The 23339-nt window shown below is 32.2% G+C and carries 18 protein-coding genes and 1 pseudogene; 13 read left to right on the top strand and 6 right to left on the bottom strand.

The features are described 5' to 3' along the window. Nucleotides 1–152: 152 nt before the first annotated feature. From RAH41_RS10995 to RAH41_RS10985, 3 genes are all read right to left on the bottom strand, one after another. Nucleotides 153–2465 carry a bifunctional glycosyltransferase/CDP-glycerol:glycerophosphate glycerophosphotransferase gene (locus RAH41_RS10995; RefSeq protein ID WP_331222527.1) on the bottom strand — a complete coding sequence of 771 codons (2313 nt, stop codon included), beginning with the start codon at nucleotides 2463–2465 and terminating at the stop codon, nucleotides 153–155. 89 nt (nucleotides 2466–2554) lie between these two features. After that, complete coding sequence (locus tag RAH41_RS10990; RefSeq protein ID WP_331222526.1) at nucleotides 2555–3580, bottom strand: ribitol-5-phosphate dehydrogenase; 1026 nt, start codon at nucleotides 3578–3580, stop codon at nucleotides 2555–2557. After that, complete coding sequence (locus RAH41_RS10985) at nucleotides 3577–4293, bottom strand: 2-C-methyl-D-erythritol 4-phosphate cytidylyltransferase (protein ID WP_331222525.1); 717 nt, start codon at nucleotides 4291–4293, stop codon at nucleotides 3577–3579. The genes RAH41_RS10990 and RAH41_RS10985 overlap by 4 nt, the downstream gene beginning before the upstream one ends. Before the next feature lie 302 nt (nucleotides 4294–4595). On the opposite strand from RAH41_RS10985, the gene RAH41_RS10980 reads away from it, so the two are divergent. The 7 genes and pseudogenes from RAH41_RS10980 (at nucleotide 4596) to RAH41_RS10950 (ending at nucleotide 12080) form a co-directional block, all read left to right on the top strand. Beyond that, nucleotides 4596–5810 carry a glycosyltransferase family 4 protein gene (locus RAH41_RS10980; RefSeq protein ID WP_331222524.1) on the top strand — a complete coding sequence of 405 codons (1215 nt, stop codon included), beginning with the start codon at nucleotides 4596–4598 and terminating at the stop codon, nucleotides 5808–5810. Beyond that, entirely contained in the window at nucleotides 5803–7128 is a 1326-nt protein-coding gene (locus RAH41_RS10975) for a glycosyltransferase (protein ID WP_331222523.1), read from the top strand. Before RAH41_RS10980 ends, RAH41_RS10975 begins: the two co-directional genes overlap by 8 nt. A 100-nt stretch (nucleotides 7129–7228) precedes the next feature. Next, entirely contained in the window at nucleotides 7229–8299 is a 1071-nt protein-coding gene (locus tag RAH41_RS10970; protein WP_331222522.1) for a glycosyltransferase family 2 protein, read from the top strand. 290 nt (nucleotides 8300–8589) lie between these two features. Then, complete coding sequence (locus RAH41_RS10965) at nucleotides 8590–9873, top strand: nucleotide sugar dehydrogenase (RefSeq protein ID WP_331222521.1); 1284 nt, start codon at nucleotides 8590–8592, stop codon at nucleotides 9871–9873. After that, nucleotides 9870–10673 carry an ABC transporter permease gene (locus RAH41_RS10960; RefSeq protein WP_331222520.1) on the top strand — a complete coding sequence of 268 codons (804 nt, stop codon included), beginning with the start codon at nucleotides 9870–9872 and terminating at the stop codon, nucleotides 10671–10673. The genes RAH41_RS10965 and RAH41_RS10960 overlap by 4 nt, the downstream gene beginning before the upstream one ends. Before the next feature lie 12 nt (nucleotides 10674–10685). Then, nucleotides 10686–11456: pseudogene (gene tagH, locus RAH41_RS10955) on the top strand (teichoic acids export ABC transporter ATP-binding subunit TagH); the annotation flags it as partial. Nucleotides 11457–11564: 108 nt separating this feature from the next. After that, complete coding sequence (locus RAH41_RS10950) at nucleotides 11565–12080, top strand: VanZ family protein (protein ID WP_331222519.1); 516 nt, start codon at nucleotides 11565–11567, stop codon at nucleotides 12078–12080. 150 nt (nucleotides 12081–12230) lie between these two features. Here the strand turns inward: RAH41_RS10950 and RAH41_RS10945 are convergent, their stop codons facing one another. Beyond that, on the bottom strand, nucleotides 12231–12641 hold the full coding sequence (locus tag RAH41_RS10945; protein ID WP_331222518.1) for a pyridoxamine 5'-phosphate oxidase family protein: 411 nt from the start codon (nucleotides 12639–12641) through the stop codon (nucleotides 12231–12233). Between the two features lie 256 nt (nucleotides 12642–12897). Here RAH41_RS10945 and cax point away from each other — a divergent pair, with 256 nt between their 5' ends. From cax to RAH41_RS10930, 3 genes are all read left to right on the top strand, one after another. Beyond that, on the top strand, nucleotides 12898–13956 hold the full coding sequence (gene cax, locus RAH41_RS10940; RefSeq protein ID WP_331222517.1) for a calcium/proton exchanger: 1059 nt from the start codon (nucleotides 12898–12900) through the stop codon (nucleotides 13954–13956). A gap of 24 nt (nucleotides 13957–13980) precedes the next feature. Then, entirely contained in the window at nucleotides 13981–14583 is a 603-nt protein-coding gene (locus tag RAH41_RS10935; protein WP_331222516.1) for a YczE/YyaS/YitT family protein, read from the top strand. Nucleotides 14584–14680: 97 nt separating this feature from the next. Beyond that, on the top strand, nucleotides 14681–15484 hold the full coding sequence (locus tag RAH41_RS10930) for a YfkD family protein (protein ID WP_331222515.1): 804 nt from the start codon (nucleotides 14681–14683) through the stop codon (nucleotides 15482–15484). Nucleotides 15485–15606: 122 nt separating this feature from the next. Here RAH41_RS10930 and yfkAB read toward each other — a convergent pair whose 3' ends face one another. Beyond that, nucleotides 15607–16734 carry a radical SAM/CxCxxxxC motif protein YfkAB gene (gene yfkAB / locus RAH41_RS10925; RefSeq protein ID WP_331222514.1) on the bottom strand — a complete coding sequence of 376 codons (1128 nt, stop codon included), beginning with the start codon at nucleotides 16732–16734 and terminating at the stop codon, nucleotides 15607–15609. A gap of 199 nt (nucleotides 16735–16933) precedes the next feature. Here yfkAB and RAH41_RS10920 point away from each other — a divergent pair, with 199 nt between their 5' ends. The 3 genes from RAH41_RS10920 to pdaA all read left to right on the top strand — a co-directional run bounded on the left by RAH41_RS10920 (nucleotide 16934) and on the right by pdaA (nucleotide 20067). Then, nucleotides 16934–17101, top strand: coding sequence for an SE1561 family protein (locus RAH41_RS10920; protein WP_098230791.1), 168 nt, complete (start codon nucleotides 16934–16936; stop codon nucleotides 17099–17101). A gap of 199 nt (nucleotides 17102–17300) precedes the next feature. Beyond that, on the top strand, nucleotides 17301–18824 hold the full coding sequence (locus tag RAH41_RS10915) for a fumarate hydratase (protein ID WP_331222513.1): 1524 nt from the start codon (nucleotides 17301–17303) through the stop codon (nucleotides 18822–18824). A gap of 442 nt (nucleotides 18825–19266) precedes the next feature. Then, a complete protein-coding gene (pdaA, locus tag RAH41_RS10910) occupies nucleotides 19267–20067 on the top strand; it encodes a delta-lactam-biosynthetic de-N-acetylase (protein WP_331222512.1) in 801 nt (266 codons plus the stop codon). A gap of 73 nt (nucleotides 20068–20140) precedes the next feature. Here the strand turns inward: pdaA and RAH41_RS10905 are convergent, their stop codons facing one another. After that, the gene (locus RAH41_RS10905) at nucleotides 20141–22870 is read right to left on the bottom strand and encodes a CDP-glycerol:glycerophosphate glycerophosphotransferase (RefSeq protein WP_331222511.1); all 2730 of its coding nucleotides are present in this window, start codon (nucleotides 22868–22870) and stop codon (nucleotides 20141–20143) included. Between the last annotated feature and the right edge of the window lie 469 nt (nucleotides 22871–23339).

Genomic DNA, 23339 nt, shown 5'->3' with positions numbered 1-23339 from the left:
ATTAAATAAAAGTTTATTAAGTAGTTAACAGTAATTTTGTCAAAAATATTGGAAATTATTCCTTCTTAAAGGATATATGCATAGGCTAGCCAAAGAAAAGGCAAGTAAACAGATAAATCGTCGGATTTAAATGCTTACTTGCCTTAAACAAATTATTTAATTAGCGTTTCTACGAATCTTTCTGAAGCTTTCCCATCAGCTATTTCATTGAAACGTTGGTTGAATTCTTTCACTTTATTTAAATCAAACTGATCTTTTTGGATTAAGTCGATAATCTCATTTGTAGTTGAAGTAATTGGACCTGGTACAAAATCATGATAATCATAGAAGAAACTTCTTTCTTTCATGTAATTCTCATAATCATATGCAAAGAAAATAACAGGTCTTTCAAGTAATGTATATTCAAATAATAAAGAAGAATAGTCGCTTATTAAAATATCTGTCATTAATAATACTTCATTAATATTCTCATTACCTAAATTCAATACAAAATCAAGAGCAGATTCCGGGATTTTAACATTATTCGTAACTGCCGGATGTAATTTTAGGACAAGTACATAATCTTCCCCTAATTTTTCTTGCATTGCAGCTAAATCAAGTTCCAAATGAAACGTTTTTCGATCTCTTGGGTTCCCACGGAATGTAGGAGCATAAGTAATAATTTTTTTATCTTTTAATTTTGAAAATCTATTTAGGAATTTTCTGCGAACATATTCCTTTGTTTGATCGTCGAAGAAAAGGTCAGTTCTAGGTAGTCCTAACGGTAAAACATTTTTTGGATCAATATCAAATGCCTCAGCGTAATGAGGTACAACTTCATTCGTTGAAACAACGACTTTTGTATAAGATTTATGAGCATTTGTTTCAAATTGTTTTGGATTACTGTCTGCAAAACCAACTGCACTATGTCCAAACTTTTTAAATGCACCACAAGCATGCCACATTTGAATAACTTCTGTTTCTTTTCTAAAATTCATTTTATAAATTTGGCGGTGATAGTCGTTAAGAATAATATATTTTGCACGGCCAAATTGGTAGTATGTTTTACATAAATCAGCGAATTCACGTTTCTTAAAGAAGTCATCAACTACTTTATATTGTGGACGTTTCGTTCTAATTTGTTCGTAAATGAAAGGATATGAATCATCAAGACCTTTCGATTTATTTGATGCAAAAACGATTGTATTCTCTGCAGGTAGTAAACTAGCAAACTTAAAAACTACTCGACGTGCAAATGCACTCTTAAAACGGCTCTTAAGTTTATTAATACGTTTTCTGCGATCTCGTTTGCTAATATGACTCTGAATTGGCTTGATCGAATTTTTTTGTAATGCTTTTAAACACAATTGTGTATCAAATTTTCTATTCGAGTTTTTCAATGTATGCATTGTACCTGGGTTACTAAGTTTTTCCCATTCTTTTAACCAGTTTAAATGCAGTTCCTTTGCTTTTTGCGATAATAAACCATAATGAGGAACTAACTCGTATGATGTGATTCTAGTTAATGCAGGAACCTTATTATATAATTTAAAGTCAATTGTCTTAAGCCATTCATAAATTAATTGAAATGCTTCTTCTTGAATAGAAGCATCTTTCGAACGAACCGCGCTCATAATAGCAGGCCATAGATCAGCTGTAACAATACGATGGTAATAAACACCCATCACATCTAAACGCTCTAGTTCATTCGGTATTAAATTATTCCATAATTCATTTGAATAACTTAAACTCTTTAAGATATCTCGTAAAACCTTAACAGAATCAACACGTACTACTTGTGAAAGAGAAAGATTTGATTCTTCTTCGCGATTACGGTAATGATAGATTACTTTATCAACTGTAAAAATTTTATTTGCTTTTAAATAAGCTTCAATGATAAATGGGTGGTCTTCCGTTACTCTAATATCAGTTGGGAATGACATGTCTTTAATTAGAGTTGCTTTAAACATTTTGTTACAAGGACCTAATGAATATAATAATCCTTTATTTGCAACAAGCGATTTCGTACCTGGAGTATATACACCATTGTTAACATGGCTAGCAATATACCAAGAACGAGTACTATTAAAGCTTAGAGAAGCTCCTGTAACGACTTCAGCATCCTCCGTTTTTGCTGCTTGATACATTGTTTCTAATGCATCCTCAGGTAATAAATCATCTGAATCGACAAAACTAATGTATTCACCTTTAGCCAAAGTCAAACCATTATTTCTTGCAACACCAGGACCAGCGTTTTTCTGAATTGCATAAAGTATATTTGGATATAAGCTTAATAGTTCATTAATAATGTTTGGCGTATTATCAGTTGAACCATCATCAACTAATATAATTTCAATTGGGCTTAATGTTTGTTTGGCAAGTGATTCAATTGTCTCTTTAATATAATTTTCTACATTATATACAGGAATAATGATACTAACCTTAGGTTGATCTATTTTAGATGGTCTTACTACTTCAAAATTCATTTTAGGTAATTTCTCCTCATTATTAAAATAGTGTATGAGTTATATGATTAACATAAAAAAGAGGAGAGCAGTATCCCCTCTAATTTATATTATATTTTCCATTCCATAACTGATTTTCCCCAGTTAGTTGTTAAATCACGTTCGAATGCATTATGAATATCATCAATACTACGAATTTCATTTACATCTCCAATTAGAGTCTCTAAGTATTCGACTACTTCAGGATTTTCATGAAGGAAGTTAACAGTTTCAACGAAGTCAGAGCGTCCGCTTCGACTGCTACCTATTAAAGTAATTCCTCTTTCAAGGATCATTCGCGTATTAATTTCAACAGGATATTCAGATACGCCAAGCAATGGAATCGAGCCTTCAGGTTGAATGTGATTTATAATTTGTTCTACAGCGTATTGACTACCAATACCACCAACACATTCAAAAGCATGGTCGACTGTTACATCTTCAGGAACTTCATCAATTTGATACGTTTCATCTGCAAATGAGAAGTAGCTTAATTTTGAATGGTTTTTACCAAATACATATACCTTACTTTCTGGATAACGCTTTTTAAGAATCAGAGCAGTTATAAATCCTAAGTTCCCATCACCCCATACGCCTAAAACATCACGACGTTGATGTGCACGTTCTTCAAATCGGACAACTGCATGCATACTTACACTGATTAATTCAGAGAACGCAGCAACCTGTAAGTTAATGTCTTTTGATAATTCTACTACACGGTCTCTTTCAAGGAATACATAATCTTGCATGAAACCATCATAGCCACTTGAACGAAACTTACTCGTTTTTAAATAATTTTCAGCTATTACATCATCAACCTGAGTAGGTGTATTTGGAATCATCACGACATGAGAGCCTGTTTTGAACTCACCTTTTGGATCATAAACAACTTTTCCGACACCTTCATGAATCAGTGCCATTGGTAATTTTTTTGCCATCGCTTCTTTGCCACGAGTACCAGTATAGTATCGTTGATCAGCAGCACAGATTGATAAATGTGTTGGACGTACAACGATATAGTCACCTTCTAGCGATTGTTCTTTATAAGTGATCTCGATTTGTTTTGTTGAAACTAAACGATAGATTTGATTAATCATTTTGTCGTCACCTGATCCTTTAAAAGTGCATTTGCTACTTTTAAGTCATACGGAGTCGTAATTTTCATATTAAAAACTTCACCTTTAACTAGCTTTACGTCTACACCTTTAAGAAGACAAATTTTACAAGCATCAGTTAAGATTGCTTTTTGTTCTGAATCTAATTCAGAATAGTGTTTTGTAAGTAGATTAATATTAAAACTCTGAGGAGTTTGTCCTTGATACATTGTATTTCTTACTGGGATATCTGTAATCGTATCGTGATTAGTAGATTGAATGATTGTATCAACAGCCTCAATAACAGTATCAACAGCTCCGTATTTTAAAGCAGCATCAATATTTTCTTCTATAATTCGATGAGTTAAGAACGGTCTAACCGCATCATGCGTTACGATAATATCTTCATCAGTAATTTCAAAGTTTTGTTGTAGATAGCGAATACCACTCATAATTGATTCATTACGGTCGCTACCACCTTCAACAACAGCTATACGGTCATTTGTACCAATATATTTTTTGATAATATCTTTTGTATGTTGAATCCATTCTTTTGGAGTTACAACTAAAATCTTTTTAAAGTCGTCATTTAAGATGAATTTTTCTATTGTATGGATAATAATTGGACGGTTATTCAGTGCAAGAAATTGTTTTGGCATACTAACATTTCCCATGCGAGTACCTTTTCCACCCGCTAATATTTCTGCATAAATCATTCATTTCACCTGCTTTTTAATTTTGGAATTAATATGTCAAGTAAGGATATTTTAATAAAATACCCAAAGTATACAAAAAAATTACATTACGTCAATTGTTGAATTTACATAAGTATTATAATATCAAATAAAAAATAATTAGTCGACATTATACTATATTATTCGATGTTATAGTACAAGTAGCTTCAAATAAAATGATTGACTATTAGAAAAATGGTAAAAAAGGCTGGTTTATGGTAAAATATCGTATATTTTGTCAAGTTAGAATTGATGATTAATTCTATTCAGGAGGTAAGACATTCTTGGGTTTACATAAAAAGAAGATTTTACTTATTTCGCAACACTTTTATCCAGAAATAGGTAGTGCAGCAAACCGTATGAAAAATATTTATATAGAGTTAAAGGAAAAGGGTTTCGATGTAAAGGTCCTAACATTAGAACCTAGATATCCTAGTCGTGAATTATATGAAGATAAACAATTTTGGAATGAGCCACTAATCGACGAAAAGGATATCATTCGAATTGATCCTTCCATAAAAAAACACTCTGGTAGTATTTTAAAGAGATTATATTTATATCTGGAAGTTATGGTTCGATTTATCGGTACTATTTTTAAACAAAAGGCTGAATTTGATTATATTTTTGTAACATCTCCACCAATATTTGTAGGTGTGGCAGGTTTAATTGCTAAATGGAAGCTAAAAGCTCCACTAATAGTAGACATAAGAGATTTATGGCCAGAGTCATTAACTGGCGTACAAGTTTTCTCTAATCCTATCATCTTAAAAACGGCATATAAAGTAGAAGACATTTTATATAAAAAAGCAACGAAAATAATCGTTAATAGCCGAAGTTTTATTCAATATATGACAAATAAAAATGTAAGCAAGGATAAAATTACATTCCTACCTAATTCATTAACAGAAAGTGAATTAGCATATAAAGAGACCCAATTAGAAAAAGAAAATATAACGGTTATTTATACTGGAAATTTAGGCTTAGCACAGGATTTGCATAAGTTTATGAAAACTGCCGCCTTATTAAAGGAAAATAAAACAATTAATTTTTCAATTATTGGCTATGGAAAAAATACAAATGAAGTTAAGAATTATATTGATGCGAATGGATTAACAAATGTAACATTACATACTGCAAAATCCCGAAACGAAACTTTAAAACTTGTTGCAAGTGCTGATATTGCTTATGTAAGTTTAGTAAATCAAGAAGTGTTTAAAACCGTCTTACCAGGGAAAATAATTGACTATATGTGTGTTAAGAAACCAATCATTGGAGATGTAGCAGGATATGCAAGTGAGATTATTCATGAAGCAAACTGTGGAATCATCTTAAAAGAAGATACGCCCGAAGAATTGGTTGAAAATATTTATAAACTTGCAAATGATCCAAATCTCCGAAAAAATTATGGAGAAAATGGCTATCAATATGCATACAAAAATCTACGTTGGAAAACGAATATTAATGTGTTATTAAAAGTGATGGAGGAAATCCATGAATAAAAAGGTTTGTGCGTTTGTATTTAATCATTTTACGAATGATGCACGCGTACTGCGTGAATGTTCTGCCTTAGCAGAAGTCGGATATGATGTTGATTTAATTGCTTTACATGATGATTCAAAAGAATTACCGAAAAGAGAACGGATGGAAGAAGGATTTAATGTTATACGAGTAAACAATCGTTTACCATTTGGAATCTACCATCTTGTTCATTATTGTGCAAAGATCTTTCATTTAGTAAAAAGTAGTTTATTAATGAAACTAGTTGCTATTTTATTGATTTTACTTGGTTTATTTTTAAATGCAGTTGCAACGATTATAATTGCTGCTGTTATCGTTCTATTTGGTAATCGTTATATGAAAGTCCTATTAACTAGAGGCTATAATATTTTACAAATGATCTATCATGGGCTTAAAAGGGATTATGATATTTATCATGCGAATGATTTAAATACTTTACCTCAAGGAATCATTTGTGCAAAAGTATTCAAAAAAAGTAAATTAATTTATGATTCACATGAAGTTCAATCTAGTCGATCTGGTTATGAGAATCCGATTTTCGGTAAAATTGAGAAGTTTTTAATTAAATATATTGATGTAATGATTCACGAAAATAATACTAGGGCAAAATATACTCAAGATTTATATGATATTGACTATCCTGAAGTAATTCACAATTATCCATTTGTATCTAAGCCGGAAGAAAGTAATGCGATCAATCTTCATGAAAAACTAGGAATTAGTGAAGATGAACCGATACTTCTTTATCAAGGTGGTATACAAAAGGGGCGTGGATTAGAATTAATTGTAAAAGCTGCACCTTTATATAAAAGAGGGATTGTTGTTTTTATTGGTGATGGAAAGATCAAGCCAACACTTTTAAACTTAGTAGAAGAGCTACAACTACAAAATCGAGTGAAATTTATTGATAAAGTCCCAGTAGATGAATTACTAAATTATACAAGAAATGCTTATTTAGGGTTCCAAGTGTTAAATAATATTAATTTTAATCATTATTCGGCGTCTTCGAATAAATTATTTGAGTACATGATGAGCGGCGTACCAGTTGTTGCTTGTAGCTTTCCGGAAATTCAGAAGGTAGTTGAAGGTGAATATACTGGTGTATGTGTAGACTCCCACGATATTGATTCAATAGCTGATGGTGTGAACTATTTATTAGACAACCCTGAAGTTCGAGACGAAATGAGCAAAAATTGTTTAAAAGCAAGACATAAATACAATTGGAATAATGAGAAGAAAATTTTCATCGGAATATACGAAAAAGTTCTATACGGTGAAAAGGCAACAATGGTAAGCTAAAAAAGTTTGATTATGTGAATATTTTAGTAGAGAAGGTAAAAAGAACTAGGGATTAGGCCATATTTCTTTTTACCTTTCTATGCATAGAGAGGTAAGCTAAATGACCGTTTATAAGTTAAGTGTTGTAGTCATTAACTATAACAAAGAAAAATTTATTGAGGAAAGTTTACAATCTGTCATGGATCAGTCATTAGAAGATATTGAACTAATTGTTGTCGATGATGGATCGACTGATAAAAGTAGCGTTTTAGCAGAAGAATTCACTAAAAAATATCAAAATGCAAAATTTATTAAACAGGAAAATAAGGGGCCAAGTGCTGCAAGAAATACAGGTATATCTCATGCAAGTGGGGAATATATTGCATTTTTAGACGGTGATGATATTGCTTACCCTGATGCATATGCCCAATTATATTTTTTAGCAAAAAAATATAACGCTGATACGGCAGTTGGTAATATTTTATGCTTTAACGGCGAAAAAACTTGGCGTTTACATTATATGAAAGAAATCTACAAAGAAGGTTTGCCTGAAAATAGACAGATTCTTGAAAATCCAGAGCTACATCTTACACCATCAGCAAGTAATAAATTATTCAAAAAAGAGTTACTAGAGCGCGAGGGAATTCGATTTCATGAAGAACTTCGAGTCGGGGAAGATTTATTTTTTACGGAGAAATCATTGTTGAAATCTAACTGCACAGTTGTATGTGATGTAGATGTAATCGGTTATCGAATTGAAGATCCAGAAAATAGTTTAATTAAATCTGGAACAATCCAATTTTTTAAACAATTAGTCGTGCTTCAAAAAGAGCTACGAACTTATTATGAAGAAAATGGTTTTACAAAAGAATTAATCCATATTGAAAGAAGACAACTTAAATTCTTTCTTAACTCAATTAATCTAAAGGCTAATAAACTACCAGAAGATGAGAAGATGAATCTTGCATCTGTTGGAAATGAATTTATGAAAACAATTCGAAATGAATCGATTAAAGATGAGCTTAGCGTTATACCAAAGTTCGTTGCAGAGACATTACGATTAAAAGATAAACGAGCTTTAAAAATTTATTTATCCTTAAAATCAAACCCTAAAATGACAAATAGTAAGCTAAGAAAAGTAGTATACCTTCTTTCACTATTCTCTTTACGATACAAATTTGTTAAATCTTAGTTAATTTAATGTAAAATAAACTCGAATCGTGAAAATTAATTGTAAGATAAATTAATAAGATAAATAGATATTTATTGAAATATAATTTCTACTAATTTAAAATGATGATTGGTGCTTTTTCTAATTTATTAGTTTCCTTAATAGAAAAGGTAAGATATAGAGAATTATGTTTTATCCAATTATCCAAAAAGTTTACTAATAAGACGTTTACTCTAATCTAAATATCAGTAAACTATTAGTAAAGCAAAAGAGTAGAAATTAGTAAAATTTCTGAAAGAGGTTATAGTAAAATGAAAATTTGCACAATTGGACTAGGGTATATAGGATTACCAACTTCTGCGATGTTTGCGAAATATGGCGCAAGTGTTGTAGGTGTAGACGTACAAAAAAGCGTTGTAGATAAATTAAATTCTGGAGAAATTCATATAGAAGAGCCTGGATTAGGCGAAATGGTTAAAGAAGTTGTAGAAAAAGGATTTTTCAGAGCATCTTTAACACCTGAAGAGGCTGACGCTTTTATTGTTGCGGTACCAACTCCTAATAATGATGATGAGAATAAATCTTGTGATTTATCTTATGTATTAGACGCGGTTCATAAAGTAATTCCTTTCTTAAAGAAAGGGAATGTTTTAATCGTTGAATCAACAATCGCACCTAGAAGTATGGATGACTTTGTAAAACCAGTAGTAGAACAAGCTGGATTTACTGTAGGAGAAGATATTTATCTTGTTCACTGTCCAGAACGTGTATTACCAGGCCAAATTTTACACGAATTAATTCATAATAATCGTATTGTTGGCGGGATTACACCTGCATGTAGTGAAGCTGGAGCAAAAGTGTATCGTACATTTGTAGAAGGCGAAATTATTCAAACAGATGCAAAAACTGCTGAAATGTCTAAACTAATGGAAAATACATTCCGAGATGTAAATATTGCGTTGGCAAATGAACTAACAAAAATTTGTAACTCATTAGAAATTAACGTATTAGATGTTATTCAAATGGCAAACAAACATCCACGAGTAAACATTCATTCACCAGGTCCAGGTGTTGGCGGTCACTGTCTTGCTGTCGACCCATACTTTATTGTAGCCAAAACTCCTGAATTAGCTGGTATGATCAAATTATCTCGTGATACAAATGTATCGATGCCTAAATATGTTGTTGATTCAGTAAAAGAACTAGTTTCAGGTGTAGATAATCCTAAGATTGCTGCATTTGGTGTGACATACAAAGGTAATGTAGATGATATGAGAGAAAGTCCTGCGATGGAAATTATTGAGTTATTGAACGAAGAGGGACTAAATGTCACAATTCATGATCCACATGTAACTTCTGATAAAATTAATGTTTTATCTGCTGAGGAAGCTGTGGAAGATGCAAGCTTAATTCTTGTATTAACAGATCACAATGAATTTAAATCAATGGATTACAATAAACTGGCTAAACAAATGAAGCAAGCCGTACTATTTGATACACGTAATTGTGTACCAACTTCAAGTGATTCTGATATGAAATTTGTTAATTATGGAAATTTATATAAAGAAATAAAAAAGAATGTGGTTGATTTATGAGTAGTATAAAAACAGTTTTACAAGAACATGCTAAAAACTTATCATTAATTTTTCGTCTATCATCTTATGAGACACGTAAAGAATTTGCAGATAGCCAACTTGGCGTAATTTGGGTATTTTTAAACCCACTTTTTCAAATTGCAGTTTACTGGGTAACCTTCGGGTCAGGAATAAGACATGGAACTCCAGTTAATGGTATTCCGTTTCTTATTTGGATGCTTTGTGGTTTAATTCCGTGGTTCTTTATTAGTGCAGCAATCATGCAAGGTTCAAGTTCGATTTTTAACCGAATCGGAACCGTATCGAAAATGAATTTCCCTTTAAGTATAATTCCATCTTATGTGGTTTTATCTAGGTTCAATACGCATTTATTTATGATGGTAGTCTTAATAATCGGTGTAATTATAAATCGTGGAATCGAACATATGAATATTTTTGCACTAATTTATTTTATGATTGTGGGCTTACTATTTAATATCGCACTTGCATTACTTACATCTACTTTATCAACAATGGTTAGAGATGTTCATTTATTAATTCAATCATTAACTAGAATGCTTTTATATTTATCACCTATTTTATGGGAGCCTCCTAAGGGTGCAAATATTTTAACTAAATTAATGAAGTTAAATCCACTGTACTATATTATAGAAGGATATCGTGGCGCTTTATTATATGGACATTCTAATTTGATTTTTTCTAAAATAACTATTTACTTTTGGTGTGTATTGCTAGCCTTTTTCATTATCGGCTCGATTTTTCATGTTAAATTCAGGAAGCAGTTTGTTGATTTCCTATAGAAGGTGAACTGAATGACAAAAAAAGTTGTCTTTAAAAATGTTACAAAGAAATTTAAAATTTATAATAAACCGACTGACAAGCTGAAGGATTTATTCTTTGGTGGAAGAGGCGGAGAATATTTTCATGCCTTAAAAAATATTTCATTCGAAATTGAACAAGGTGAAATTGTAGGGATCATTGGTTTAAATGGTTCAGGTAAAAGTACAATGTCTAATTTAATTGCTGGTGTAACAATGCCAAATGATGGCGAAGTTGAAGTAAACGGAGTTGCTTCACTAATTGCCATTCAAGCTGGATTAGATAACCGATTAACTGGTTTAGAAAATATTCGATTAAAAGGTTTGATGATGGGTCTTACAATTAAGGAAATTGAAAAAATCACTCCTGATATTATTGAATTTGCCGAAATTGGAAAATTTATTAATCAACCAGTTAAATCGTATTCAAGTGGTATGAGATCTAGACTAGGATTTGCTATCTCTGTAAATATCGACCCAGACATCATGGTTATCGATGAAGCATTATCTGTTGGTGACCCTACCTTTACAAAACGTTGTTTAGATAAAATGAATGATTTTAAAGAACAAGGCAAAACAATCTTCTTTATTAGTCACTCATTAGGTCAGGTTCGAAGCTTCTGTACAAAAGGCTTATGGATTCATTATGGAAAATTAGTTGAGTATGGTGAAATTAATGAAGTATGCGATAACTATCAAAATTTCCTAAATGAATATAATAAATTAACACCTGCAGAACGTGCAGCAGACCGTGAAAAGAATATGCATGTAAACCAATAATGAAAATAGGCACTTTATGAAATCTTTTTTTCATAATAGTGTCTATTTTAATAGAGTTTTATCTATACAAAAGTTGTGTTGGAAAGGAATCTTATGGAATCCAAAAGTAAATTTAGAATTTTTATTGGTTATTGGATACCTGTTATCCTTATAGCTGGCATTATCTTTTATTCATCAGCAACACCGTATGAAAAACAAGATATAAGACCAGAAATAAGTCATTTTAAATTTTTATATGATCTAATGAAGCACTTTACATTTGTCCACTTTAACTACGCTGGACATGAAGTAAGTATAAAAGAGCTAGGAGTAGCAGGATTTACAGAATTCTTTATTCGTAAACTATCCCATTTTTCAATCTATCTTCTACTTGCCTTTTTTGCTACAAGATTAGCAAAGCTTTATGTCAACAAAGCCTTTTTAATCGGCATAATATTTTCAATCCTTTATGCAGCTTCAGATGAATTTCACCAATCCTTCACTGCAAACCGAACTCCATTAGTACAAGACGTAATAATCGATTCAATCGGAGCACTAATAGGAGCATGTTTATATTTACTAATCAGTAAAAAGCTTAAAGCAAAAGTTCAAAAATCCATTCGAGTATAAACGAATGGATTTTTTTGTTTGAAATCTCAACACTCTGAAATTTAAATTGGTCAATAATCAACATCATTATACTCTTTTACGAAAAACTGAATATTGTTGTTCAACAAAATAAAAATCTTATCTAAATTCAATTAGATAAGATTTCGTTTTTCAAAGCTTTATAAAAGTAGGCTCAGTACCTGCCTTCTCTACATATCCGATTTTAACTGGAGTCATTTGAATCAAAACATAGTTAGGATCTTCGGGACCTTCAAGCCATCTAGACAATTCCTCCGTCCATACTTTCTCTTCAGGACCAGCATTTTCAATTACTTCAGCTCTTGCAAACATCTCAACAAAGTTATCATCCAATCGATCACCTTCATGACCAAGTAGTATATGTACGTTTGGATTCTTTTTTATATCCTCTACCTTTTGTGAATTCTTATTTGTAGCGATATAAGGTGTTAAGCCTTTAAAGAAAAATATCATATAACAACTATGCGGAAAGTCTTCACGAATGGTTGTAAATAGACCTAATTGTTTGGCTTTCAGCACGTTCATAATATTTTGTTGAATCATTTTAATTAACTCCTTCCTAGTTCAGAAGAAGGGAAGGTAGAAAAATTTTCTACCAACCGAATCTCCAAACTAAGTATTTCTAGTTTTCGAGGTCATACTCCTTCGAGCAATCTAATCAACAACGAACCTTTTATCCAAATGAACGATGATTTTGTTAGTAACACTTTAAGTGTTTGTTAATTGTTTTACATTTAAACCTATTTTTTTAAGTCTTTTGCATATGATACTTATAAGGATATTTATTTAGGAGGTTCTTATGGCTCATCGTTTATTTTTTATTGTTACATTTATCGGTGTACCATTATCGGTAATTGGGAGCTTAATGCATTGGAGCGAGATTTTATTATTTATCATTTACTGTTTAACGATTATTGCATTAGCTGGCATTATGGGAAGAGCTACTGAAAGTTTAGCGATTGCAGCAGGCCCGAGAATTGGGGGACTTTTAAATGCGACATTCGGGAATGCTGTAGAGTTAATTATCGCGATTTTTGCATTACAAAATGGCTTATCGGAAGTAGTGTTAGCTTCATTAACAGGTTCTGTAATAGGAAATTTACTACTTGTAGGTGGACTATCCTTTTTTATTGGTGGATTAAAATATAAACGTCAAAGCTTTAATGTTTACGATGCAAGACATAATTCAGGATTGTTGATTTTTGCGGTAGTACTAGCCTTTGTCATTCCTGAAATTTTTTCAGTTAAAATGACTACAAATGATAAGATGACACTTAGTGTAGGCGTTTCAATTGTCTTAATGGTTTTATACTTAGCAGCTCTATATTTCAAATTAGTTACACATCGTGGAGTTTATGTAGCTAAAAATCAAGAGATTGTAGAAGAGCATGAAGAAGCTGAGTGGAGAACAGGGAAAGCCATGATTATATTAGCGTTAGCTACTATAGCGGTTGGATATGTATCAGAGAAGCTAGTTCACACGTTTACGACAGTGGGAGACAAGTTCGGATGGACTGAATTATTTATCGGTATAATCGTTGTTGCAATCGTTGGTAACGCTGCTGAACATGCATCTGCAATTGTAATGGCATATAAAAATAAAGTAGGGGTTTCCGTAGAAATTGCTGTTGGTTCATCATTACAAATTGCCATGTTCGTAGCGCCGGTGCTAGTTATTTGTTCATTGTTTATCGGGGAAAGAATGCCATTAATATTTTCAATGCCAGAATTAATTTCGATGATCACTTCCGTATTTTTAACAATTGCGATCATGAATGACGGAGATACAAACTGGTTTGAAGGGTTAACCTTATTAGCTGCTTATTTTATTATGGGAATCGGTTTCTACTTACTATAAAACAAAAATTGAAGGTGGTAATACTTGAAAATAATAAGAAGAATTCTATTTTATTTAATTGGATTACTATTTTTAACTTTAGGAATTAGTTTAGCGATTAAAGCTGGACTGGGAGCTAGTGCATGGGATGCATTAGCCGTTGGTGAGTCGAAAACCTTTGGCTTATCTGTTGGAAATTGGATTATTATTAATTCATCAATACTGTTGTTTGTAAATGCTTTTTTACAAAAGAAAAGACCGGACTGGCTTGCTGCGATTACGTTTATTTTAATTGGACGATTTCTTGATTTTTGGTTAACCGTAGAGTCTGAGCATTTATTTGATTTAAATATGGTTACTAGATATATTCAATTAGTACTAGCCATTTTAAGTATGACAATCGGTATTGCGATTTATTTGCAATCTAAGTTTCCGCTAAGTCCAATAGATGATTTAATGATCTCGTTAAATAAGCGGTTTGGAGTAAGTCTAGGCGTGGCAAAAACGATTGGTGAAGTATTTGCTTTAGTATTAGCGTTTCTTTTAAAAGGTCCAATTGGAATCGGAACCGTCTTAATTACATTTAGTATTGGACCTATTTTGCAGAAGTTAAGAGGTCCAATTGAGAAACTTTATAGTAAGCTTTAGTTCATAGCAAAATTTTTCATTTTAAGGAATACATATATTTGCATAAAATGTTCATGCTAAGAGTAATAATTTCCTTATTTGTGAAAGGGGCATGAATATGTCTAAATGGTTTAAGCCATTCGTTCTTGTTACTATAGCTATTTTAATTATTTCTTTAAATAATGGACAAACAACTTTTGCAGCTAATTCAGATATTAAAGTTCCACGTTCGGCTGCAAATGTGACAAAAGAGAATACTTACCCTAATCCAACTCAAGACCTTCCAGAACTTCAACCAGGAGGATTAGCAAAGCAGTTATTAAATTCATCAAATGTAAAAATTGAGAATCCAAATCTCATTCGTATGTTTAATGAATCCTATGTCAGCAAAGCACCATTTGCAATAGGGTATAATGCGAAAATTTTCTTAGGAGTTTGGCCTTTAAATTATGAATCAAATGAGACGACAATTAATTGGCAATATAAAAAAATAAATACAAACTTTCTAGATAATAGAGGAGAAAAAGCGTACAGACGAATAAAATACTACCAGAATTCACAACAGATTGTGAAAGGTGGTTTAACTGCTAAAGTAAGAAATGCGGATGACGTAATTAATTTAATGATGCATGATGCATCAGAAAAAACAACTCTCCCATTAGCATTCCAAACAGTTGTTGGAGCTGGAACTAAAAATGAAAGAGTATATAATGTTCCACCAAAGCAACTTGGCTATTTATATGCTTATGCTCCTGCAGTTAATGAAAAAGGAAAAGTTACATTTGGAGAAGTGTATTTAATCTTAAAAGGTAATAAAAGAACGCTACAAGTTAAAAATGTAGTATCACAAGGTGTAGGTGCATGGATTCCTGTTCAAGATTATGTTTCCTTTGGTTATTTCACATCGCCACACCCAAGATAATAGAGAGATCCACAAGGTAGACATTTTCCTTGTGGTTTTTTGTGTTTTAAGCGATTGGACATAAAGTCAGTTAATAAGTACACAAAAAAACATGCCACAAATATGACATGTTTTTTTAAAATTTAATTTCCCTTTAGAATCTTAGTACTTCTATTTGAAAAATCAGTTTCAGGATAATAGCTGTTTTTGACAAGAATATTAGGTCCTAAGCATTTAACTGCTGGACAATGACAGCTTAGTTCATTTGCAGTTTTTGATAATGTCCAAGTATCATACGCTTCTTGTAATGTATGTGTTTGAATATTTCCTAGATGAGGGACATCACCAAAGTCAGTAACGATGATGCTTCCATCAAATACATTTACATTTAAGCGAGAACGACCATCAGGGTCATTTCGTAATGTTACATTTTTACTATTATATAATCTTTGAATGATGTCTAAATCGTTTTGATCATCGCTACATGGATAAAATGGTAGAGTACCGAATAGCATCCAAATATTTTCATCGCGTATATCAAGTAAAGTTGAAATTGCTTCACGAAGCTCTGATTTTGTTAGGACTTCTAATGTACTAGCGAAATCGCTGGCATACATCGGGTGAACTTCGTGCCTCTGACACTTCATTTCTTCTATAATTTGACGATGGATTTTTTCTAAGTATGGAAGAGTACGTTTGTTTAACATTGTTTCAGCAGATACCATAACGCCAGCATCAGCAAGGCGTCGGCTGTTTTCAATCATGTTTTCGAATAATTTAGCACGCTGCGCATATGTCGGCTTACGTTCCATCATCGCAAACCCTGCTTCTACAAATTCATCAACAGTTCCCCAGTTATGAGAGATATGTAGCACATCTAAATAAGGAATTATTTTTTCGTATCTTTCAAAATCTAATGTTAGATTTGAATTAATTTGAGTACGTACGCCACGTTCATGTGCATATTTCAATAAAGGCACAACATAATCGTTCAACATTTTATTTGAAAGCATCGGTTCTCCGCCAGTAATACTAATACAACGAAGCTTTTCAATCTCCTCTAAGCGTTTTAAAACTAGTTCAATTGGTAGTGGATTTGGATCCTTAGGTTGTAAAGTATATCCGACAGCACAATGCTCACAGCGCATATTACAAATCGTTGTAGTTGTAAACTCTACATTTGTAAGCATGTTCTTACCATACTCTTCAACATCTAAATATGCTTCCCACGGATCATAAGTAGGTGTTATTTGTTGTAATAATTTTTTCATGTGATGACTCCTTTAGGCACAGGAACTGTACCCATAAGTATTAGACTAATTTAATTTTCCTCAACTATTATAAGAAAGAAAGTGAAACCTTGTATAGGAATAACTTCATAAAATCTAAAAAAATGTCGAAAGTTTACGATAGATAAGAGAATAAGGGTATAATATGATTAGAAATTGTATTAGAAAGGACGATCATTCCATGTCAAACACAGAACAATTATCCTATATTAAAGAACGTTTTAATTCAGTAATGGAAACAATTGAATCATTAGAAGCTGAAGAAGTGAGCTTAGAAGAGCTAGATCAATTATTATCAGTTTTAGATGACTTAGAAAGTAAATGTCGTGAAGTTAATCGCCCTGATTGAGTCCATTGTAATGGGCTTTTTTTTGTTGTGAACAGAATGTGTACATTGTTTAAATGTGATTAATAGAACTAGCAAAAAATTTGCCCAAATCAGAAACTAATTCTGTATGGCTTTTTTTATTCCGTTTATTAAAAATTGTATTATAATGAAAAGGGGAACATTCAGTATTTTTTATAAAGGGTTTTAAGGGGGAGCATGAATGCAACACATACAAGAAAGTATTTATCAATTAATTGTAGAAACATCAACAAATCTACCAAAAGACGTACGTAAAGCAATCAGACAAGCTAAAGCAAGTGAAACTGCAGGTACAAGAAGTGCCATCGCATTGGAAACGATTACAAACAATATTATGATGGCTGAAGGCGATGTTTCACCTATTTGCCAAGATACTGGTATGCCAACTTTTAAAGTGAAAACGCCAGTTGGGGTAAACCAACTTGTAATAAAAGAAGCAATTTATGCTGCAATTGAACAAGCTACAAAAGATGGTAAGCTTCGTTCGAACTCTGTAGATTCTTTATTTGGTAAAAACAGCGGAAATAACTTAGGACCAGGTACTCCTGTTGTTAAATTTGAGCAACATGAGAGTGACTATATCGATATTCGCCTAATCTTAAAAGGTGGCGGATGTGAAAATAAAAACATTCAATACAGCTTACCATGCGAACTTGAAGGACTTGGAAAAGCAGGTCGTGATTTAGACGGTATTCGTAAATGTATTTTACACAGTGTATACCAAGCACAAGGACAAGGCTGTAGCGCAGGCTTCATCGGAGTTGGGATTGGTGGCGACCGCACTAGCGGTTATGAGCTTGCGAAAGATCAATTATTCCGTTTATCTGATGATGAAAATTCAATTCCAGAGCTTAAAGCAATGGAAGATTACATTATGGAAAATGCTAATAAGCTTGGTGTAGGAACAATGGGCTTCGGTGGAGAAACAACTCTACTTGGCTGTAAAATCGGTGTAATGAACCGTCTACCTGCGAGTTTCTTCGTATCAGTAGCTTATAACTGCTGGGCATTCCGCCGTTTAGGAATGAAAATCAATCCTGAAACTGGAGATATTTCAGAATGGCTATACCGCGATGGCGAAGAAATTAGCTTTACAAATGAAACAGATGAAACGACTGAAGCACCACGCGAAGTGAAATTAGTAGCTCCAATTACAGAAGAACAAATCCGTGATTTAAAAGTTGGAGACGTAGTTTCAATCAGTGGCATGATGTACACTGGACGCGACGCAATCCATCATCATTTAAAAGATCACGATTGTCCAGTTGATTTAAATGGACAAATTATTTACCACTGTGGACCTGTAGTATTAAAAGATGAAGAAGGCAAATATCACATTAAAGCAGCTGGTCCAACAACAAGTATTCGTGAGGAGCCATACCAAGGCGATATCATGAAAAAATTCGGCATTCGCGCTGTAATCGGTAAAGGTGGAATGGGTGCAAAAACATTAAAAGCGCTAGAAGAACATGGCGGCGTTTATTTAAATGCAATTGGTGGAGCAGCACAATACTACTCACAATGTATTAAAGAAGTAAAAGACGTAAACTACTTAGAGTTTGGTATTCCTGAAGCGATGTGGCACTTACAAGTTGAAGACTTCAAAGCAGTCGTAACAATGGATTCTCACGGTAATTCATTGCATAAAGATGTAGATAAGAGTTCACTTGAGAAATTAGCTACAATGGCTGAGAAGGTATTTTAATAATTGGGTTTAGAGGGCAATGTCATTTTTTTGGCATTGCTTTTTTTTGCTGGGCGGGTAAAGAAAATGTAGAGGAATGAGAGGTGCATATTGAAAGTAGGTATCTCTGCAAATAGAACAGAGCTTCAAATAAAAATACGAAAACTGCAATTAAAAAATTATATCTTAAAAAAGCATATCTGCAATTAAATAAATGAAAACTGCAAATAACCCCCTCCAAGCGTGCAAATAAGTAGTTAAATTATGAAGAAAATAGCCTAATTTTGGGTAAATTAATGTTCCTAAGGTCAAAAAAGTTCAAATCAAATCAAATAACGAATCCACACTTTCTTTTGATCAAAAATCCTTGTTAGAAAAATTTAGTTTTAGATCAAAAGTACACCAATTCTTTTCATATTTCTAATTTATTTACAGATACTATTTTTAAAGTGAGGTGAATGAATTGAAAAAAATTATTGTATATATTCTTACTTTCTTCTTAGTATTTCCTAGTACGACATTTGCTTATAGTAATGCGCCACATGGCTGGGGGATTGTTCCTGCGAAAAATGAGACTCCACCTGATGCAGGTGAGCAACTGAATAAATTATTATCAAATACGGGGTCAGTTTATTTAGGGGATACTACAAAAAAAGATGTCTATTTAACTTTTGACAATGGGTATGAAAATGGCTTTACACCAAAGTTTTTGGATGTTTTAAAGAAGCATGGTGTTCATGGGACTTTTTTTATAACCGGGCATTACATTAAGGAAAATCCAGAATTAGTGAAACGAATGGTTAATGAGGGGCATATAGTCGGAAACCATTCATGGAGTCATCCTGATATGACGACGATTGGTGATCAAAAGATTATTGAGGAATTGGAACAAGTTAAAATGGCATACCAGGAATTGACTGGTAAATCTGAAATGAAATATTTCAGACCTGCAAGAGGTGTGTTTAGCGAACGTACATTGAAACTAGTTAATCAACAGGGATATGAAAATATTTTCTGGTCATTGGCATATGTTGATTGGAAGGTTGATCAACAAAGAGGGTGGAAATATGCTTATGATAATGTGATGAAAATGATTCATCCTGGGGCAGTTATATTAATGCATACTGTATCGAAGGATAATGCAGAAGCGATGGATGCGATTATTACAGGCCTACATAAACGAGGGTATCAATTTAAAAGTTTAGATGACTTAATGATGGAGAGAAGCGGATTTGATCCGAGCTTTTATCTTCCTAAAAAATAAAAAGCTAGTGATTAAGTAGTTTTATTAACTACTTTAATCATTAGCTTTTTTAAACTTTAAGGACGAGATTTCTTTAACGGTTTGCGATTGCTTCGTAGTTCAGTTTAGCATGTTGTTTAGGTGTTTTAATGACAAATGGATTTTCGACTGTATTTTCTAGGAATTGTTTATCTTTATTTGCGAATTTTTTTATTCCGTTTAGAACTTGTTCTTCTTCCGTTACAACTTCTCCAAAAAGTAAGTCTTGTGTAATTGGTCCTTGGTTGTAATGTTCATAATAAAATCGCTTATAGTCAAACTGATAGAAAATAACTGGTTTTTCCATATATGAAAAATCAAATGAAACTGTCGAATAATCAGTGATTAATAAATCTGATCTTTTTAATAGCGATTGAACCGTTTCTTCACCTTGACGGATTACTTTTATTCTTTCATGGAAATCTGGAACTTCCTTCATATAAATTTGAGTCTGGTAATGCGGATAGAAAATGATATTTAAATCATTTTTTTCTAAAATTTGGTGTAACTCGGGATTACTTAGTAAAGATAAATAACGGTTAAAATATTCAGAGTTCATTAATTGCTGAGTACTTTTATTCCAGTTTCTCCATGTTGGCATGATTAAAATGGTTTTGCCATTTCCTGTATTTTCAAGGGCATCCCATCTAGCCAATCCAGTCACGGCGACTTCATTTTCAGCATAACCGAATTCATTAACAATATGATCCTTTTCAAAATCAGATGAAACGATAAATAATGAATAGCCCATTCGATTTTTATTCAGTACATGATTTACACGACTAACTCCAATAACGCCGTGTTGAATAAGAATTTTTTGATTTTGCTGCCACTCAGGATGACATTTTAAAACTTGTAAGTACTCGTGCGTGTACATGTTGGCACGCTCTGAATAGGCATTAATTGTTTTATCACAAGTTAATAAGTAAAGCGTGTGTTTTAAACTTCCATATTGTACAATGTTTCCGAATTCCTTGATATATTCGTAATCCTTTGCCTTTTTATCAATCAAGTAATAACAGTTATCTCTGATTTTATTTTGCTGAATGTACTTGAATAAATGGTATGAATTATCTTGTGCCGTATCTTTTCGTTCTCCGATTAACCAAATATGCTTATTTCGATAGTATCTTTGGGTTAAACGGTAAAGGAAAAAAATAAGGAATGACTTCCATTCTCTTCTTAGTACAAGTAATCCAAATTCATAAACGATATCACGGAATGATTTTTGGACCTTTGTTTTTAATTTTCCAAGTAAGCCTGTTTTTTTGATTCGAATGTGTAAATTTTTCTTTGGAAAATAAGGTACGATACTATGTGTTTTAGTTGTTGCTGGTTTTGAATTTGCCTTCGTTGAAAAATAGAAAATATGAAGCGGTTTTTTTAGTGAAATATCTCCAACTTTTACTGAAATAAACACTTCATAATCGCCATCAGGTAATATTTTACTTAGCTCAAATGTGGTTGTTTTATAGCCACCATCGTTATAATTGATACTATTTTTTGAGAAAAGATAAGACAAATCAGAACGCTCAAGCGTTTCGAGTGTAACTGAAATTAGTTGCCCATTGGATTTATTTTTAAACTGTAATTCTTTAATAGAATCTACATTATTAATTTCCTCAATAAATGCGAAGCCACCAACTTGCAGGCGGTCACCTCGTAACGAAAGGATTTCAATTTTTTGATGTAAATTAAATTCCTTAATTTCTAGGTATTCTTTATATTTCGGAAAATACTTTGCAAAATAATGATAATATTTCCCCTCGATCATCACTGCTCCTTTTTGTAAGGTACGGTCTGATAATAGAGTCATCAATAAATGAAATTCTTCTAGATTTTGATTAAGAAAAATAGTATAAAATACTTTACTAATTTTAGAAGTATTATTTTCCATTAGATTTTCAGATAAGTTTCTAGCAAAATCCGATGAAATCTTTAGAAGATCATTGTATTGTTCAGAAGGGAAGTAATATGCCTTTGTCAGTAAAGACGTTAAATAATAATCCCATAATTTTTTCTCAACATGCGAGTAATGAGAGGTGATATCTTTTAGATTATAATAGTTTATTAATTCAGTTTGAGTAACGAGAAGGTTATCAAAAAATTCTAAAGTACTAGTTTGTTTAATAACATCACTGTTTGTTAAATCTCTCACTTTTATTACGATATCAGAAGTTACGTAAACTTTATTTGAACAAATAAAAGATTGTTGAGTAAATAATAAATCTTGTTGTTCTGTTAAAAGCTCATTGAATTGCAATTGATTGTCGATTAGTAAACTTCTTTTAATCAACATATTTTTAATAGAAGGATTTAACAAAAGTTCTGGATGTTTCTGAAACTCACGTAATGTCGGTAGGTCTTTTTTTATGATTGATTTTAATTCATGGTGCTCCCATTTTCTTGTACCATTGAATAATTGTATATTTCCTAAAGCTATATCAGTATGATCCTTTATTGCATTGTTATATAAATTTTCATAGGCTGAAGGATTTACAATATCATCCGCATCGATAAATGCCACATATTCTCCAGTAGCTTCATGTAAGCCTATGTTACGTGCTTTATTTTTTGTCATTAGCTCTAATGATATAAAGTGAATATTTTTATATGAATTTGAGTATTCTTCAATTATTTTCTTACTATTATCAGATGAACCGTTGTCTATTATAATCGTTTCAATATCAGGTAATGATTGACCTTGTATACTGTTTAGGCAATCTTTTAAGACATCTTCATGATTGTGTGCAACAACGACTACACTAACTTTTGCTTTTTCCATAATAGTCTTACCTCACTAGTCTCTACTTTCAATTAAATAGTTTATCATAAATTATAACCTAATGCGTCTTTCGAAAGAACATAATTTACGAATGGTAAGTAGGTATCGTACTTGTATTATCACCAATTATTAAAAGAGATATCAGACCGTTGACAACCGCTTGCAACCAGTCTGATAATCAAGCTTTTAGTTAATTGTCTTCATACTATTATCTCTAAGTATTTAAAGAGTTTTTAAGGGTGAAGAGAGTGGACTAAATAAATATATTTTTATTCAATGCTTGACTTTGATAATGATAATCGTTATCATTAATTGTATCAAATATCAATACCGCAGTAACTATATTTGATAAGTTTTGAAACCATATTGGACTTGAAAGTTTCCCCATTCCCTTAAAATTTAAAGTGTCAAAGAAAGCTTGACTAGTCCCCAAGCTTTTTTTGTACTTTTCTACACACCTAAACTAGAG

This window comes from Gottfriedia acidiceleris (genome assembly GCF_036421055.1).
GTDB classification, from domain to species: Bacteria; Bacillota; Bacilli; order Bacillales; family Bacillaceae_G; genus Gottfriedia; species Gottfriedia acidiceleris_C.
Note: the sequence above shows the minus strand (reverse complement) of the source record. Positions and strands in the feature narration are given on the sequence as shown.